We start from the raw sequence: 15,825 nt of genomic DNA, 5'->3' as shown, positions 1-15,825 counted from the left end.
TGCGATCTTTTGATTCTGATCCTGAAAACACAGATCAAAAGATCGCAGCGTGCCGCAGCTCCTACAGGAGAAGGTACGATGTTGTCTGTACTCCCTCGAATGACTGGCGATCGAACCTCATCGCTGAATCACTGTCCTTCGGGGACGCGAAGTTTTTTGCCAAGGATCGATATGACCAGCCTTAACGCCCAAGCCACCTTCGTCCCCGGACGCCTGCAACAGATGTCCACGCGCATCGCCTTTTTCATCGCCGGGCTCGGCATTGCCGCGTGGGCGCCGCTGGTGCCGTACGCCAAGGCACGCGCCGGGCTCGATGAGGGCACGTTGGGCCTGTTGCTGTTGTGCCTCGGTGTCGGTTCGATTCTGGCGATGCCGCTGGCGGGGATTCTCGCCACGCGCTTCGGTTGCCGGCGCGTTGCAACGGGCGGCACACTGCTGATCTGCGCGGCATTACCGTTGCTGGCGACGGTGTCGTCGATACCCGCATTGATCGCCACGCTGTTCATGTTCGGAGCGGGACTGGGCACGGTGGATTCGACGGTCAACCTGCAAGCGGTGATCGTCGAACGCGCCAGCGGCAAGAACATGATGTCGGGCTTTCACGGCTTGTTCAGCCTCGGCGGGATTGTCGGCGCGGCGGGCGTCAGCGCCCTGCTCGGCCTGGGTTTGACGCCGCTCGCAGCGATGTTGGTGGTGGTCGTGGTGTTGATCGCGGCGCTGTTCAAATGCGTACCGCACATGTTGCCTTACGGCAGTGAAAGCTCGGGCCCGGCATTCGCCATCCCCCACGGCATCGTGCTGTTTATCGGCGGGATGTGCTTCATCGTCTTTCTCACCGAGGGCGCGGCGCTGGACTGGAGCGCGGTATTTCTGGCGCAGGAACGCGGGATCGACACGGCATATGCAGGGCTGGGTTATGCGGCGTTTGCGTTGACCATGACCGCCGGACGTTTGATGGGTGATCGGATTGTGCGGATTGTCGGTGCGACGCGGATCATTCTGTTTGGCGGGCTATTGGCCGCGGCGGGATTGTTCCTGGCGACATTCGCGCCGAGCTGGGAAGCGGCACTGGTCGGTTATGCGCTGGTTGGCGCTGGTTGTTCGAACATCGTGCCGGTGCTGTACACGGCGGTGGGCAAGCAGACGGTGATGCCGGAAAGCATTGCGGTGCCGGCGATTACCACCCTCGGTTATGCGGGGATTCTGGCGGGGCCGGCGGTGATCGGCTTTGTCGCGCACGCCAGCAGTTTGAGTTTTGCCTTTGGCCTGATGGCGGTGCTGCTGGTGGCTGTGGCGATTGGCGGGAAAGTGTTGAAGGTCTGAAGCAAAAGATCGTCCGATCGCGGCCCGAGCCTGCGGCAGCTCCTACATGAGATCGTTCCCACGCTCTGCGTGGTAATGCCTCAATGGACGCTCCGCGTCCGCTTTTGGACGCAGAGCGTCCCGGGCTGCATTCCCACGCAGAGCGTGGGAACGATCAGTTATCTTACGTTTTAGAAACCCACGCTAGCCTGCACAAAGAACGTGCGCGGCGCGCCCACGTACATCCCCGAGTTGTTATCGCTGGAACGGGTGAAGTACTGCTTGTCGAAGATGTTCTTCACCCCCGCCCCCAACTTCAGGTTCGACACCTGCGGCCCGAAGTCATACCCGCCGCGCACGTTCCAGGGCTCATTGGTATTTCCCTATCTCAAGATTTGATCTGCGCAAGTTTCTATATCGTGCCTGACAATAATTTCTTGAATCCAAGATGCGCGCTTGCCTGCTCGGGAAAACGCGGGATCTGCCCGCAATATCGCTCAGCGTATAGACAAGGCACACAAGGTCACTCGAGCCACGCATTGCGCAGAAATTGCACCGTGATCGGATTCTGAAGGCAGCCATCGGACAACCGGCGCAAAAAAGGAATTGCCACAAAATATTACTCGCGTCATATTACAGCCGTAATAACGATCCATTTCCGCAGGAATGACGCGATGACCAGCATGCCCTCCCTCGAACCCGACCTCGCCGCTCCGGTCAAGCCCAAGCCACCCCTGCTCAAACGCCTGTTGATCCTCGGCGCCGGTTTGCTCGCGCTGGTCTTCGTTGCTCTGTATGCCGTGCATTGGTGGGGCGCCGGGCGTTTTCTCGAAGAAACCGATGATGCTTATATCGGTGGCGACGTGACGGTAATCGGGCCGAAGGTCGCCGGTTACATCGATGAAGTGCTGGTCAGCGACAACCAGCACGTGAAGGCCGGCGACGTGTTGATCCGACTCGATGCTCGCGATTACAGGGCCAATCTGGCCAAGGCCGAAGGCGCGGTCGCCGCTGAAGAGGCGTTGCTGGCCAACCTCGACGCGACCGAACAACTGCAACAAGCGGTGATCGGTCAGGCCCGCGCCGGCATCGATGCGGCCGGTGCGGAAACCGCGCGTTCGCGGGATGACAACGCACGCTATAAACGTCTGGTGACCACCAACGCCGTGTCGGTGGAAAGTGCGCAACGTGCCGATGCCACGTTCAAAACCGCGCAAGCGCTAAGCGCCCGCGCCCAAGCCGAATTGCTCGCCGCGCAGCGCCAACTGGCGGTGATCGACACCCAGAAACAACAGGCCCGCGCCGCCCTTCAGCAAGCCCGCGCCGAACGTGATTTGGCGCAACTGAACCTCGGCTACACCGAACTGCGCGCACCGGTCGACGGGGTGATCGGCAATCGACGCGCGCGGGTCGGCGCCTACGCGCAGGCCGGCTCACAGCAATTGTCGGTGGTGCCGGCCAGCGGTCTTTGGGTCGATGCCAATTTCAAGGAAGACCAATTGGCCCGGATGAAACCCGGGCAACGGGTCAGCATCCGCGCCGACGTGCTTTCCGGGCAAGAATTCCACGGTCGCCTCGACAGCCTTGCCCCCGCCACCGGCTCGCAGTTCAGCGTGTTGCCGCCGGAAAACGCCACCGGCAACTTCACCAAAATCGTCCAGCGTGTGCCGGTGCGCATCCTCCTCGATCCGGCCGACGGCGTGCTCGGTCATTTGCGTCCGGGGCTGTCGGTGACGGCAGAAGTCGACACCCGCGCCCAGCCTGAATCTTCCGCCGTGGCCGTCGCGCCATGAGCGCCACCCTCGCCGCCCCTGCACAACCGTTCAATGCGGCGGACATGGACACCGCGACCAAGGTGTTCGCCTTTGCGACCATGTGCATCGGCATGTTCATCGCGCTGCTGGACATTCAGATCGTCTCGGCGTCGTTGCGCGATATCGGCGGCGGACTCTCTGCCGGCACCGATGAAACGGCCTGGGTGCAGACCAGTTACCTGATCGCCGAGATCATCGTGATTCCGCTGTCAGGCTGGCTGTCGCGGGTGTTCTCGACGCGTTGGTTATTCTGCGCTTCGGCGGTCGGTTTCACCTTGGCCAGTTTGCTCTGCGGCATCGCTTGGAACATCCAGAGCATGATCGCTTTCCGCGCGCTGCAAGGGTTTCTCGGCGGCTCGATGATCCCGCTGGTATTCACCACCGCGTTCTTTTTCTTCACCGGTAAACAACGGGTGATTGCTGCGGCGACCATCGGCGCGGTTGCGTCACTGGCACCGACGATGGGGCCGGTGATTGGTGGCTGGATCACCGATATTTCGTCGTGGCACTGGTTGTTCTACATCAACCTCGTGCCAGGGATTTTCGTTGCCGTGGCGGTGCCGATGCTGGTGAAGATCGACCAGCCGGAATTGTCGCTGCTCAAAGGCGCGGACTATCTGAGCATGGTGTTTCTCGCACTGTTTCTCGGCTGTCTGGAATACACCCTTGAAGAAGGCCCGCGTTGGAACTGGTTCAGCGACCAGACCATTCTCACCACCGCGTGGATCAGTGGTCTGGCCGGATTGGCATTCATCGGGCGCACGTTGCACGTGGCCAATCCGATCGTCGATCTGCGCGCGTTGAAGGATCGCAATTTCGCCCTCGGCTGCTTCTTTTCCTTTGTCACCGGCATCGGTCTGTTCGCGACGATTTACCTGACACCACTGTTTCTCGGACGGGTGCGTGGCTACAGCGCGCTGGACATTGGTCTGGCGGTTTTTTCCACGGGCGTGTTCCAGATCATGGCGATTCCGCTGTACGCCTTTTTGGCCAATCGCGTCGATCTGCGCTGGATCATGATGATCGGCCTGGGGCTGTTTGCAGTGTCGATGTGGGAATTCAGCCCGATCACCCACGATTGGGGCGCAGGACAATTGATGTTGCCGCAAGCGTTGCGCGGGATCGCCCAACAACCGGCGGTGCCACCGGCGGTGACATTGACCTTGGGCGGATTGGCGCCGGCTCGCTTGAAGCATGCCTCGGGCCTGTTCAACTTGATGCGCAACCTCGGTGGCGCAATTGGCATTGCCGCGTGCGCGACCATTCTCAATGACCGCACCAATCTGCACTTCACTCGTTTGGCCGAGCATTTGAACAGCAGTAACGAGGCGATGAATCAGTGGTTGTCCCAGGTCGGCGGCAACCTGGCGAATCTGGGTCAGAGCGGTGATGTCGGCGTCACCGCCAGCCTGCGCCAGTTGTGGCTGTTGACCTACCGCGAAGCGCAAACCCAGACCTATGGCGATACGTTTTTGATGATCGGCGTGTGCTTCGTCATCGCCACGGCGATGGTGCCCTTGATGCGCAAGGTGCAACCACCGGCCGCGCCGAGTGCGGAGGGGCATTGATCCCGATCCCGACATCACCACATTCCCCTGTAGGAGCTGCCGAAGGCTGCGATCTGTTGATTTTGTTTTTAAAAGACAAGAGCAAAAGATCGCAGCCTTCGGCAGCTCCTACAGGGGGTTATGTGTAGGGAGGGCTCAGGCCTGCGGGGTTTTGCGGAAGCCTACCGCCAGACGATTCCAGCTGTTGATGGTGCTGATCGCCACGGTCAGGTCGACCATTTCCTTGGGCGAGAACTGCGCCGCGACGACGTCGTAGTCTTCGTCGGGGGCGTGGGTCAGGCTCAGTTGGGTCAGCGATTCAGTCCACAGCAGTGCGGCCCGTTCACGGTCGCTGAAGAACGGCGCTTCACGCCAAGCGGTCACGGCGAACAGACGACGCGGGGTTTCGCCACCCTTGATCGCATCGGTGGTGTGCATGTCGATGCAGAACGCGCAGCCGTTGATTTGCGAAGCGCGCAGCTTGACCAGTTCGATCAGGGTCTTTTCCAGCGGCAGTTTGGACACAGCGGTTTCCAGCGCGATCATCGCTTTCAGTGCGTCAGGGGAAGCGGTGTAGAAATCGGTACGAGGTTTCATGGTGGCTCCGGGCAGCAAGTGAATGTGTGACTACGTTAGTCCCCGGACCCGATTCGACAAATAGCCAATATTCCAGAAGATCAGGAGGCCACTGGCACAAAGAAAAGTTGCGCTGGGTAATTGCCAGCGCTGGAACAGTGCCACTAGAATGCGATCAATTCTTAATTGCACTCAGGCAACGGATGCCCACATTGAGTATCTGCCCGTCATGACCGTCATCCACTCGCCCTTGAACCCGCCGATCCACAGCCTCTACCGCGCGCGCAAGGAAGCTCCCAGCCGACGACAAACCCTCACCCGTCTTGGTTTGCTGTTGCTGGTCGGCCCGCTGGGCATCGCCGCGCAGCACGTGGAATGGCGGCAGTGGACAGCTGTCAGCGAGCAGAACAAGGCTCATCTGCCTGATCTCACGCCTCGGGTGCTCAACACCGTCAGCGATTCCGCTCCGATGTTGCAGCGCTGCGTGTGTCCGCAGCCTTGCGCGACACCTGAGCCCGTCTGCCGCTGACCGCTCGTCAGCCGACCGGCACCAAGGGTTATGCGCGTCAGACCAATATCAGGTACATCCCCTTTCTGGAGACGGATCATGATGACGCGCAAACTCACTTCATTATTGCTCGCCGGCCTGCTCGCCACGGCCTCGGCCGCCAGCTTCGCCGCCAATGACAGCACCGACGCAACCGGGACCAAATCCGGTGGCCCGACCAGTACGACCATGCCACCTGACAACACGCCAGGCGCACCTTCGGGTGGTAGCACGTCGGGCGGCACAGGCTCAGGCACAGGCTCAGGCACTAACTCGGGCACTAACATGGGCACCGGCACTAACGGTGGCGCCAGCGGTTCGGGCTCGGGTGCGGGCGGTGGCACCGGATCGGCCGGCGGCGGGACTGGCGGTGCGGGCGGTGGCACAGGCGGCTGAACGAACAAGAGCCACCCCCGGTGAACACCCCCTCAGATTTAAGTGTTCACAATGTTGCCCATAGAGGAACCCTGTGGGAGCTGGCTTGCCAGCGATAGCGGTCTGACAGTCCAAAAAGATGTTGCCTGTGCTGACGCTATCGCTGGCAAGCCAGCTCCCACAAGGTCTGCGGCATCCACACACTTGAATGAAACCCAAAAGTTTTGGAGCTGGTTGACGATCAGCGGTCGGAGCGCATCAACTCGGCCAGACCACTGTCCAGCGATAGGACAGCCGCCCGATTACGCCCGGCATTTTTCGCCTGATACAACGCTGCATCCGCACGCTTGATGAACACTTCAGGGTCGTCATTGCCGCTCGGAATGAACGAATAGCAACCCAGGCTCACGGTGAGATATTCCGTCGGCGAGCCACTGTGGATGATGTGTTTGTCGATCACACTGCGGCGGATCTGCCCGGCGATCGCCAGTGCGCCGTTGATGTCGGTGTCCGGCAACAACACTGCGAACTCCTCTCCCCCATAACGCACCGCCAGATCAGACTTGCGCTGACAACAGGCCTTCAACACCTGCGCGACTTGCGCCAGACATTGGTCGCCGGCCACATGCCCGTAGGCATCGTTGTAGCGTTTGAAGAAGTCGATATCGAGCATGATCAAACTCACCGGGCTGACTTGCCGTGCGCCTCGGGCAAACTCGATCTCCAGCGAACGCTCGAACAAGCGCCGGTTGGCCAGCCCGGTCAGGCTGTCATGGGTCGCAATCTGCTCCAGCGCGAGCTGCGCCTTGCGCAGGTTCTTTTCGATACGCTCGCCGTCGCGCACCTGATGAATGAACACCCAGCCAAACAGACCGACGCCGAGGATCAGCAACGCCACAATCACGCTGGACTGAAACGCACGGTCATTCCAACCCTTGAGAATCGTGTCGCGCGACGTCGCGGCGGAAACCACCAGCGGATACGACGCCAACTGTCGGTAGCCGTACAAACGCGTTACACCGTCGACAAACGAATCGAGCATGGCGGTGCCGGCAGCGGCGTTTGGCAGCAACGTCTGATAAATCTCGCCTTTCGCCAGCGAGCTGCCAATCAACGATTCATCGAACGGTCGGCGGGCAAGCAAGGTGCCGTCGGTGAGACCGAGAAACATGATGCCGTTGTCATCGAGACTGAAGCTTTTGAAGAACTGATCGAAATACGACATCTTGATCCCGGCCAGCAGCACGCCCTGGAAATTGCCGGCATGGTCGTTCACGCGCCTGGAGATCGGGATGATCCACTCACCATTCTCGCGACTGCGAATCGCCGGGCCGATATGCGCCAGGGTCGAAACGTTCTGCTGATGGAATTTGAAATATTCACGGTCGGCCACGCCGTTGCCACGGGGCAGATCAGGGAACGAAGTAATCACCCATTGCCCGTCACGGTCGAAGAAAAACATGCCGTGCAACTGGTCGAGTTGCTGCACCCGGCGCGCGAAGGTTTTCTGTAAGCGCGTCTTCTGCCCGGCGCCGTAACCGTCCTCCTGAATCCAGTCGACGAGGCTATTCATCACCAGGTCCGCCGCCAGAAAAGTGTCCTCGGCCTGCTGCGCCATCGCCCGGGTCAGGTTGCTCGAAGCCATCTGCGCCACCGTCAGATCCTGACGTCGCGATTGCTCCAGTTGCAGGTACAACAAACCGCACAGACACAGACACACCGCAACGGTAAACAGCACGGCCGCTTTGCGAAGTGGCAGGCGCTTGAGCGTGCCGGGGGTCTGTTGCGGATCGTGAATGGGGATAGGCAAAAGCATGTCCTGGGCAGGTACGACAAGGGCGCCAGCGGGTAAACCCTTATGTTTTGTGAGCGTAGCCCACCGAGATGCACGGAGCAAACCGCGCCCTCCCGCCCAGGTATATCGGCGCGCAACGAGATTGGATGATCACCGTTCGCCGGTTTATTTTCGACTTGCTCTTTGCGGTTAGTCAGTTGTGATGGGTTTGTTGATTTCCCGCAGCAGATCCGCAACGGGGACGTTCATGGTGTTTGAGTAATAGGGTTTGTAGCCGTAGGCGGTGACGACGACTTTGCAGGGGATCTGTTGTTTGTTGGCGAGGAGGTGGTTGAGTTCTGTTGTCGAGAGATCTCTTTCCGAACTTCGGTCGCTGGAGGTTTCAGTGATAAATGTACTGGTCGAAAAGGAGTACTCGGAGCTGCCGTTTTCGCGTTTTTCAGAGTCGACCAATCCCACCGCAGAAAACTGAATGGCTTTACCAACCGAAAAATCGTGGTCATCCGCCAATGCGCACCTCAACGTTCCCGAAGCCATCCCTTGCCTTTCGCCTCGACCAAAAAGATCTAAAACATCGACATCGGATTGATATTTGATGACATACAAAAGGACACTCGACCGATCTACGGACACGTACCTCAAGTTTGCTGGAGGCTGTAAATGGTCCTTTGCACACCCGGAACAGACAGCTAGAGCCACACAAAGGAATAACCTGAACATTACGAAAGATCCTTCATGATTGAATCAAACAGCAAATCGCTTGCTGATCTACCCTCAGCGATAGGGGCGTTTAGCATTCCCAAGGCGTTCGCATGATTCGTATCAATATTTACGTTAAGTGACGGACCGCAGGAGATAATCCACTTTTCCCCGAAGTCCGCGACCCCATCTGACGGGTCTCTCACGGATGGTGCAGCCTTAATATTGATCCAATCAACCGCAACTGGAACTGGACGTTCGCGATAGATATCTGAGCCCAGCCACACTAGAGCCCCTTCACCCACAGGGTCCAAAGTAATCAGCATTTGAACCCTGTAACCCCAATCCGACATTATTTTGGACAGGTGAGCACCATTCCAGCCGCCGAGGCTGTGGCCCACGATATAGACGGGGCAGCTTTTATATGGAATCAGACTTAGCACATGCCGCTGAATATCTTGCTTCCCTCTGACTTCGTTGTAACCCAACCAATCCGATTTATATTTCCCTTCTCTCTTTAATGCCTCAGTGCGCCTATCGAATGTACGTCGTGCATCCTGGATGTTTTCATAAGGCCCCGAAAAGTAATAACTCTCTTTATCGCCCGCCCCACCAATAAAAATCACAACCGCCTTGGTGCTTTCCACCGGCACAGCCTTGTCACTGACATCCTTCTTATCCGTCAGCGCATGCTCCGTGTGAAGCTTGTAATTGTTGCCCTTCGCGCACGTTACCGTTTCAGCCGCCATATCTCACTCTTCCAAAAACAACTTGATGGTTTCAGGCAAGTGCGAGCTGACTTCGTGAGTGAACCCGTTTACGTCAGACACCCCATGTTCCAGTCGGCCATCTGCGCGCTGGATTACGTAGGGATGATCTGGCATCGGCTCACCGGTAACGTCATTGACCAGTTTCAACTTGTCAGTGAAGTGCACCGGCATTGGCAACAAACCACTGAAGGGCGCCACTGTCACCGTATCTCCAATGATGACCGTGCCTGATCCACCGATAACGACATTGCCATGGCCACCGGTGCTGTCCAACGTCGCGGCATTCAGACCGTTGATAAAGACCGTCGAAGCAACAGCGCCGGTGATCGGGCTGCCACAGGCGGATTTGTCAGTCATTCGCGCAGCCGCCAGACCGTCGAAATTCACATTCGGCGAGCCACTGACAATCGGATTGGTGCCATGCCCAGGCAGTGGGCAGGCGGTTGGATCGGTGACGCGGGCAGCGGGTTTTCCGCTCATGAACAGCTCCTTGCGATATTGCGTGGTCATCCTTTTGGGGGCGCAAGCATGCGTGAATTCGCAAAACGCTTCAAACCTTCAGGCAAAAAAAAGGCGCCTCCTCAGGCGCCTGTTTTATATCCGCACGAGCCGCTCACATCACCGCGACGGCGGCACCCGAATATCCCCCGCCCGGCACTGGGTTTTCACACCTTTGCCGCACGCGCCGAACTGCAGATCCTTGCCCATGCACACGCGCACTTCCGACAGCTCAGGGCCGCTGCAGATCACTGCGATACCGTCGGCCGGAATGCCGGGGTTGGCCTTGCGGAACAGGTCGGCGATTTCCTCGGCTTCGAAATAATACGAGGAGCTGAACGGTTGCAGTTCCTGCGGGACTTTCACGGCAGCGACGGCCTTGTCCGCTTCATCCAGATAGCCCATCGCGCCCAGACCGCTGCAAGTGCCGTGTTTCGACCATTCGTGATCGAGCAGTTTTTTGGTCGGGAACAGTGTCAGGCCTTTGCTGGTTTCCGCCGCGTTCAGCGTGGTCAGCGGCGGGCAGGATTCTGGCCAGCCGCCCTTGGCGTATTGCGGCCACAGACCATGCAGCACGAAGCCGTAACCCTTGCCGGAACACTGCGCGTCATCCTTGTGGGTCAAACAAAACGTCGGCGACCACGACAGCGTCAGCAGGTAATAATCGAACACCCCTGTCACCGATTCCGCTTTGCCCGACTGCGACTGGCGCGCCGAACTCAAGCCGATGCTACCGACCGTCAGCGCGATCACTGCCAAAATTGTAAACAGCTTTTTCATCCACCCGCTCCTTGGGACGCCTGCGTCCGTGGTTTTCGATCCCGGCCAGACTTGGCCAGCGCTGATTTCGCCACGCTTGTGTTGCAAGCGCATGACGCAAGGCAAGGCCGCACGCCGTTGAACGGTCTACGATTAACAGGCAGACATCAAACAACAGGGATCCGAAATGAGTAAAGCAGACGAACTCGCCGCCAAACTCAAACAAACCCGGCACACCCACGCGGACGCGGCGCTGGAGATCGATTGCTGGCCGGCGCAGGTCTACGACCTGTACCACCGCATCGAGGCGTGGCTGCAACCGGTCACCGAAGTCGGCCTGAAAATTCGCCGCAACCCGACCCACGTTTGCGAAACCTCGCCCGATGGCGAAAGCCATGATTACGCCATCGATCAACTGGTGATCGAAGCCAATCATCAAAGCCTGACATTTGATCCCATCGCACGGTTTACCGAGGATGGCGCCGGACGCGTGCAAATCTATCCTTCAGCCACCGACACTTATTTGTTGCGCACCGTGGATGAACACGGGGAGAGCCATTGGTGGATGCAGTCGATTGAAACCGGACAGCAGTTGGATGCCATTGCGCTGACGGAAAACAATCTGTTGTTGGCGGTGCAGGAAGGTCTCGGCTTGTAGCTCCCACGATCACCGTCGCGCCGCACAAAAATCGAAGATCGCCTGAGAAACCGCTTCGATCATTTGCGGGTCGGCGTGAGCCGCAGTGAACAAGCGGAACTGCGCATCCGGCAACGCCGGCAAGCCATGTTCCGCACCCAGTGCCACCAGCCCCAGGCCCAGTTGACTCAACGGCATCGGTGCGACGGCAAATCCCGACAGCGCCGCTGCGCGCAACCCTGCGGTGCTGGAACAGAGCATAGCCGTACGCGGCGTGATACCGGAATGGGCCAAGCGAGTCAGCGCCGCCTCGCGATACGGGCACGGCTCAGGGAACAGCGCCAACGGCAGCGGCGTCGGCAGCTGCGTGAACGGTTGTGCCGCCCACGCCCACACCAGCGGCTCCTGCCAGAGCAACCGCCCCGAATCAGCGGTTTCACACAGAGAGCCGATGACCATTTCCAGGTTGCCCTGCTGCATCTGGCTGAGCAATGTTCCGGGAATATTCACCTGCACATCGATTTCCATACCGGGATGCTGCGCCGCGCAATCCTGCAGTGCGCGCAACAGACGCGCCTCGACAAAATCCTCGGAAACACCCACTCGCACACGGCCCTGAAATGATGTGCGCGTCAGCTGCGCCCAGGCATCGCGGTTCAGCGCCAGAATCGTTCGCGCATAACCCATCAGGCGTTCACCGTCGGCCGTGAGTTGCTGAGAACGAGTGGTGCGCTTGAGCAGCGGTTTGCCGACCTGTTCCTCCAGCCGTCGCAGATGCCCGCTGACAGCCGATTGCGTCAGGTGCAGTTTTTCGGCGGCACGACTGAAGCCGTCTTCATCGACGACAGCCACGAAAGTCTTGAGCAGCAAAGCGTCGAACATAGTTAGTTACGTGATCAATTGGCGAATTATTTACGATTTATAGTTTGAAGCGCGCTATGTTGCAATGCCTCGCAATCTCTCCCCGAAATGCCGAGGCTCAACGTGACCACCCTTCTGCACATCGAATGCTCGCCGCGCAAACAACGCTCCGCGTCACTGCAAGTGGCTGGTAACTTCATTGATCGCTACGTCCAGCATCATCCGCAGACACACGTCGAAACCCTGGATCTGTGGAGTCTGCAGTTACCGGAATTCGGTGAAGACGCCATGAGCGCCAAGTACGCCGGCCTCGCCGGGATACCGCGCACACCGGCCCAACAATCGGTCTGGGAAGACCTCGAAGCACTGGCCGCCCACCTGCATCGTGCCGACATTCTGGTGATGTCGGTGCCGCTGTGGAATTACGGCATTCCGTACAAACTCAAGCATTACATCGACCTGGTGTCGCAGAAAGACATCCTCTTCAGCTTCGACCCAGAGCGTGGCCCGCAAGGCATGCTGCAAGGCAAAACCGCTGTACTCGCCTATGCCCGAGGCCTGGATTTTTCCGCGCAATCGACCACGCCAGCGGAGCGTTTCGACTTTCAGAAACCTTATATGGAAGCCTGGCTCGAATTTATCGGGATCACCGATGTGCACGCGCTGATCGTTGAAAAAACCATTCTTGGCGAAGACATCGACCGCAACGCGCGATCGCTTGCCTCACAACAGGCTCGGGATCTGGCCGATCGCCTTGTCCGGGCTGGATGACACTCACGAAAGTCTTTCACTACACTGGGCGACCTTCCGTCTCAGAAGCCCGATCACAATGACAACGCTAAAAAGCACGATGATCCTCTGCGGTGCGCTCACATTGGCCACCGCCGTTCAGGCGCAAGAACCCCCTTCACACCTCGACACCCTCCAACAACAAGGCGAACTGCGCGTCTGCACCACAGGCGACTACAAGCCCTACACCTTCAAACGCCCCGACGGCGATTTCGAAGGCATCGACATCGCCATGGCACGCTCGCTGGCCGACAGCCTCGGGGTCAAAGTGCAATGGGTGCAAACCACCTGGAAAACTCTGATGCCGGACATGCAGGCCGGCAAGTGCGACATCGGCATGGGCGGTATTTCGGTGACGCTGGAGCGGCAGAAAAAAGCCTACTTCAGCAACACCCTCGACACCGACGGCAAGATCCCGCTGGTGCGCTGCGCCGATGTCAGCAAGTACCAGACTGTCGAGCAAATCAACCAAGCCAACGTGCGCCTGGTCGAACCCGCCGGCGGCACCAACGAAGCCTTCGTCCACGCGTTCCTGCCCAAGGCGCAACTAGCCCTGCACGACAACGTAACGATCTTCCAGCAACTGCTGGACAACAAGGCCGACGTGATGATCACCGACGCCTCGGAAGCGCTGTACCAGCAGAAACTCAAACCGGGGTTGTGCGCGGTCAATCCGCATCAGTACATGCAGTACGGGGAAAAGGCTTACTTGCTGCCGCGCGATGACATCAGCTGGAAACTGTATGTCGATCAGTGGCTGCACCTAAGCAAGGTGACTGGCAAGTATCAGCAAACCCTGAGCGAGTGGATTGCCGTACCTGCCGCGCAGTAGTCCTCAATCGTCATGCAACATGCCGGAAATGTACTGATTGAGACTGCTGCCAATACTGTTGCCACCAAACTTCAAGGTATTGACGTTGCGAGCCTCCGGCGACTGACAGTCGCTGGAGAAACAACTGGTGGTGGTCAAACCACCCGCGCCGGAACAGGCACTCAACACCGATACCGCTGCAGCAATCAACAGCACTTTGACGACATTAAGGCGCATGGCACGATTCCCCTCGGAGTGAATAGCGACGAACTTGTGCCAACATCCTAGGCCTGCGCCGCACGCGGCAAGATGAAACTTTGCTGATCGACAGCGCCGGTTCAGAATCGCTTACCCGCCGACAAGGAACTCCCCATGCAATTCCTGCCCCTCACCGACGCCAGCCCTGCTGTCCAGGCCCACGTCCGCACCCTGCGCAATCAGCCGGACGTGCGTAAGTTCATGTACACCTCGCATGAAATCAGTGAGCAGGAACATGCGAATTGGCTGGCCTCTTTGCAGGGCAACCCACGCCAGCAGGTGTTTGTGGTGATCAAGGATGAGCAGGCCGTCGGGGTTGTTTCGTTGAATGCGATCAACGTTTTGCACAAGAGCGCGGATTGGGCGTTTTATCTGGATGTCGGGTTGCAGGGAAAGGGCTTGGGCAGCGTGGTCGAATTCTGGATGCTCGATTACGCGTTTGGCGTGGCGGGGTTGGAAAAGCTGAATTGTGAAGTGCTGGCGATGAATGCGGCGGTGGTGAAGATGCACCAGAAGTTCGGGTTTGAGGTTGAGGGTGTTCGGCGGCAGAACGTCGTGAAGGATGGGGTTCGGGTGGACGTGGTTTTGTTGGGGATTACCAAAGAGGAATGGCTGAACAGGCGCCCTGCTCTGGCGCCGGTAATCAACCGGCTCAACGCCGTTTAAAATCGGGAGGCCTGCGTTTGGAACGTGAACTGAGTCCTGCCGACCTGTACAAAATCAGAGACGCCTTGTCGTGGATCTTTGTCGACATCGCAGTGGATTTCCCCTACATCGCCAGACAAGTCGAAGGCTACGATTCGGAACAGGTCAAAGAGATTTTGTATTCGGAAGTTGCCGTCGTCTGCGCCTGGAACCTTGCAGGGCCGTTACCTCCGATCTGGACGGGATTCCAAAGCGATGAGTTGAATCGAGATATCGAGGAAATGTTGCGGGAGAAGAACAGAAGCTGGATTCGGCAAAAGCTTTATCGCCTGCACGTGGCTTGGTTGCGGTTCAACTACAAGGAAGCCTGGAAAGAGCTTTCAGCCCACCTCAAACAATCGGACTGAATCCCTCTTTGACGACGGCAACCCGCCGCCAAAGAGGTGCGTGCTTTTACGCCTTCACCTCAACGTTATCCAACGCCTGATTCACCGCCAACTCCCCCAGCATCACCACCTGCGCGATACCCAGCGCGGTTTTGCGGTGCGAGAGATCGAGCGTAGCGGCGAAGTTGATGAGCATTTCCGAGGCGGAACCCAAGGTTTCGCTGGCGTTGGCGAGCAGGGATTCGGTGTCGTACTTTGGATTGGCTAGGTACATGCGCTCGGGCTCGTTGACGCTGGCCATGATGTGGCCGGCGGGAAGGAGATAGTGATCGAGCGCGCGCTCGGCGGCTTCGTGGAGTTTTTTGGAGTTGAGGGATTCGTAGGGGGATGCGGGATCGGTGTCCGGCGGATTGGGCGTTACTTTGAACATAGATGGAACCTCTAGCGCGATTACTAAAAGGAGCCATCACCCACGCTACCAAACGATGGGTGGCGGCCATACGCGGGTTGGTAGACCGGTCGCACTAGAACCCGGCGCCCACGAATGGGCCCCACGCATGACCACCATGAAATCCGAGTCCTGCGAAAGCGACTGAAATTGATGATGCGATGCATCTAGACACGAAGCGGGCTACCAAACCCGATCACTGGTTTTTAGTGATGTGGCGACGATAGAGCGTGCGTGCTAGACGTACAAGCCGGGGGATTCTGTCTTAGGTGTAGGGGGAGGCGCAAGATGGTGTAAGGCATTATGAC

General features: G+C 58.5%; 19 protein-coding genes and 1 pseudogene. 10 read left to right on the top strand and 10 right to left on the bottom strand.

Going from position 1 to position 15,825, the window contains the following annotated elements:
• Nucleotides 1-171: 171 nt before the first annotated feature.
• A complete protein-coding gene (locus tag EJA71_RS08255; protein WP_064389838.1) occupies nt 172-1,323 on the top strand; it encodes an MFS transporter in 1,152 nt (383 codons plus the stop codon).
• 170 nt (nt 1,324-1,493) lie between these two features.
• Here EJA71_RS08255 and EJA71_RS08250 read toward each other — a convergent pair.
• Nucleotides 1,494-1,667, bottom strand: a pseudogene (locus tag EJA71_RS08250) (hypothetical protein); the annotation flags it as partial.
• 309 nt (nt 1,668-1,976) lie between these two features.
• Between EJA71_RS08250 and EJA71_RS08245 the strand changes: the two are divergent.
• The gene (locus EJA71_RS08245) at nt 1,977-3,095 is read left to right on the top strand and encodes an HlyD family secretion protein (protein WP_158955824.1); all 1,119 of its coding nucleotides are present in this window, start codon (nt 1,977-1,979) and stop codon (nt 3,093-3,095) included.
• Nucleotides 3,092-4,684 (top strand): DHA2 family efflux MFS transporter permease subunit, encoded by a 1,593-nt coding sequence (locus EJA71_RS08240; protein WP_158955822.1) that lies wholly within the window; start codon nt 3,092-3,094, stop codon nt 4,682-4,684. The genes EJA71_RS08245 and EJA71_RS08240 overlap by 4 nt, the downstream gene beginning before the upstream one ends.
• Before the next feature lie 135 nt (nt 4,685-4,819).
• Here the strand turns inward: EJA71_RS08240 and EJA71_RS08235 are convergent, their stop codons facing one another.
• The gene (locus EJA71_RS08235; RefSeq protein WP_158955820.1) at nt 4,820-5,260 is read right to left on the bottom strand and encodes a carboxymuconolactone decarboxylase family protein; all 441 of its coding nucleotides are present in this window, start codon (nt 5,258-5,260) and stop codon (nt 4,820-4,822) included.
• Nucleotides 5,261-5,468: 208 nt separating this feature from the next.
• Between EJA71_RS08235 and EJA71_RS08230 the strand changes: the two genes are divergently transcribed.
• Entirely contained in the window at nt 5,469-5,768 is a 300-nt protein-coding gene (locus tag EJA71_RS08230) for a hypothetical protein (protein ID WP_178113669.1), read from the top strand.
• A 78-nt stretch (nt 5,769-5,846) separates the two neighbouring features.
• The gene (locus EJA71_RS08225) at nt 5,847-6,182 is read left to right on the top strand and encodes a hypothetical protein (protein ID WP_158955818.1); all 336 of its coding nucleotides are present in this window, start codon (nt 5,847-5,849) and stop codon (nt 6,180-6,182) included.
• Nucleotides 6,183-6,402: 220 nt separating this feature from the next.
• Here EJA71_RS08225 and EJA71_RS08220 read toward each other — a convergent pair whose 3' ends face one another.
• The 5 genes from EJA71_RS08220 to EJA71_RS08200 form a co-directional block, all read right to left on the bottom strand.
• On the bottom strand, nt 6,403-7,971 hold the full coding sequence (locus EJA71_RS08220; RefSeq protein WP_158955816.1) for a diguanylate cyclase: 1,569 nt from the start codon (nt 7,969-7,971) through the stop codon (nt 6,403-6,405).
• 174 nt (nt 7,972-8,145) lie between these two features.
• The gene (locus tag EJA71_RS08215; protein WP_256671554.1) at nt 8,146-8,562 is read right to left on the bottom strand and encodes a hypothetical protein; all 417 of its coding nucleotides are present in this window, start codon (nt 8,560-8,562) and stop codon (nt 8,146-8,148) included.
• A gap of 113 nt (nt 8,563-8,675) precedes the next feature.
• Entirely contained in the window at nt 8,676-9,404 is a 729-nt protein-coding gene (locus tag EJA71_RS08210; RefSeq protein ID WP_158955812.1) for an alpha/beta hydrolase, read from the bottom strand.
• Nucleotides 9,405-9,407: 3 nt separating this feature from the next.
• Nucleotides 9,408-9,905: a PAAR domain-containing protein gene (locus EJA71_RS08205; RefSeq protein ID WP_158955810.1), complete on the bottom strand. Its 498-nt coding sequence runs from the start codon at nt 9,903-9,905 to the stop codon at nt 9,408-9,410.
• Between the two features lie 138 nt (nt 9,906-10,043).
• Nucleotides 10,044-10,703: a ribonuclease T2 gene (locus tag EJA71_RS08200; RefSeq protein WP_158955808.1), complete on the bottom strand. Its 660-nt coding sequence runs from the start codon at nt 10,701-10,703 to the stop codon at nt 10,044-10,046.
• Nucleotides 10,704-10,869: 166 nt separating this feature from the next.
• Between EJA71_RS08200 and EJA71_RS08195 the strand changes: the two genes are divergently transcribed.
• Nucleotides 10,870-11,340 (top strand): hypothetical protein, encoded by a 471-nt coding sequence (locus EJA71_RS08195; protein ID WP_158955806.1) that lies wholly within the window; start codon nt 10,870-10,872, stop codon nt 11,338-11,340.
• Between the two features lie 9 nt (nt 11,341-11,349).
• Here EJA71_RS08195 and EJA71_RS08190 read toward each other — a convergent pair whose 3' ends face one another.
• Nucleotides 11,350-12,201, bottom strand: coding sequence for a LysR family transcriptional regulator (locus EJA71_RS08190; protein ID WP_158955804.1), 852 nt, complete (start codon nt 12,199-12,201; stop codon nt 11,350-11,352).
• Nucleotides 12,202-12,303: 102 nt separating this feature from the next.
• On the opposite strand from EJA71_RS08190, the gene EJA71_RS08185 reads away from it, so the two are divergent.
• On the top strand, nt 12,304-12,951 hold the full coding sequence (locus tag EJA71_RS08185) for an FMN-dependent NADH-azoreductase (protein WP_158955802.1): 648 nt from the start codon (nt 12,304-12,306) through the stop codon (nt 12,949-12,951).
• Between the two features lie 58 nt (nt 12,952-13,009).
• Nucleotides 13,010-13,801, top strand: coding sequence for a transporter substrate-binding domain-containing protein (locus tag EJA71_RS08180; RefSeq protein ID WP_158955800.1), 792 nt, complete (start codon nt 13,010-13,012; stop codon nt 13,799-13,801).
• Nucleotides 13,802-13,804: 3 nt separating this feature from the next.
• Here the strand turns inward: EJA71_RS08180 and EJA71_RS08175 are convergent, their stop codons facing one another.
• Nucleotides 13,805-14,017, bottom strand: coding sequence for a hypothetical protein (locus tag EJA71_RS08175; protein ID WP_158955798.1), 213 nt, complete (start codon nt 14,015-14,017; stop codon nt 13,805-13,807).
• Nucleotides 14,018-14,152: 135 nt separating this feature from the next.
• Here EJA71_RS08175 and pseH point away from each other — a divergent pair, with 135 nt between their 5' ends.
• Both pseH and EJA71_RS08165 read left to right on the top strand, forming a co-directional pair.
• Nucleotides 14,153-14,704 (top strand): UDP-4-amino-4,6-dideoxy-N-acetyl-beta-L-altrosamine N-acetyltransferase, encoded by a 552-nt coding sequence (pseH, locus tag EJA71_RS08170; protein WP_158955796.1) that lies wholly within the window; start codon nt 14,153-14,155, stop codon nt 14,702-14,704.
• Nucleotides 14,705-14,721: 17 nt separating this feature from the next.
• A complete protein-coding gene (locus EJA71_RS08165) occupies nt 14,722-15,090 on the top strand; it encodes a hypothetical protein (protein WP_158955794.1) in 369 nt (122 codons plus the stop codon).
• A gap of 46 nt (nt 15,091-15,136) precedes the next feature.
• Here the strand turns inward: EJA71_RS08165 and EJA71_RS08160 are convergent, their stop codons facing one another.
• Complete coding sequence (locus EJA71_RS08160) at nt 15,137-15,499, bottom strand: DUF6124 family protein (protein ID WP_158955792.1); 363 nt, start codon at nt 15,497-15,499, stop codon at nt 15,137-15,139.
• Nucleotides 15,500-15,825 lie beyond the last annotated feature (326 nt).

It is taken from the genome of Pseudomonas sp. PB106, from assembly GCF_009764645.1.
Lineage (GTDB): Bacteria > Pseudomonadota > Gammaproteobacteria > Pseudomonadales > Pseudomonadaceae > Aquipseudomonas.
This window is presented reverse-complemented; position numbering and strand designations above follow the sequence as displayed.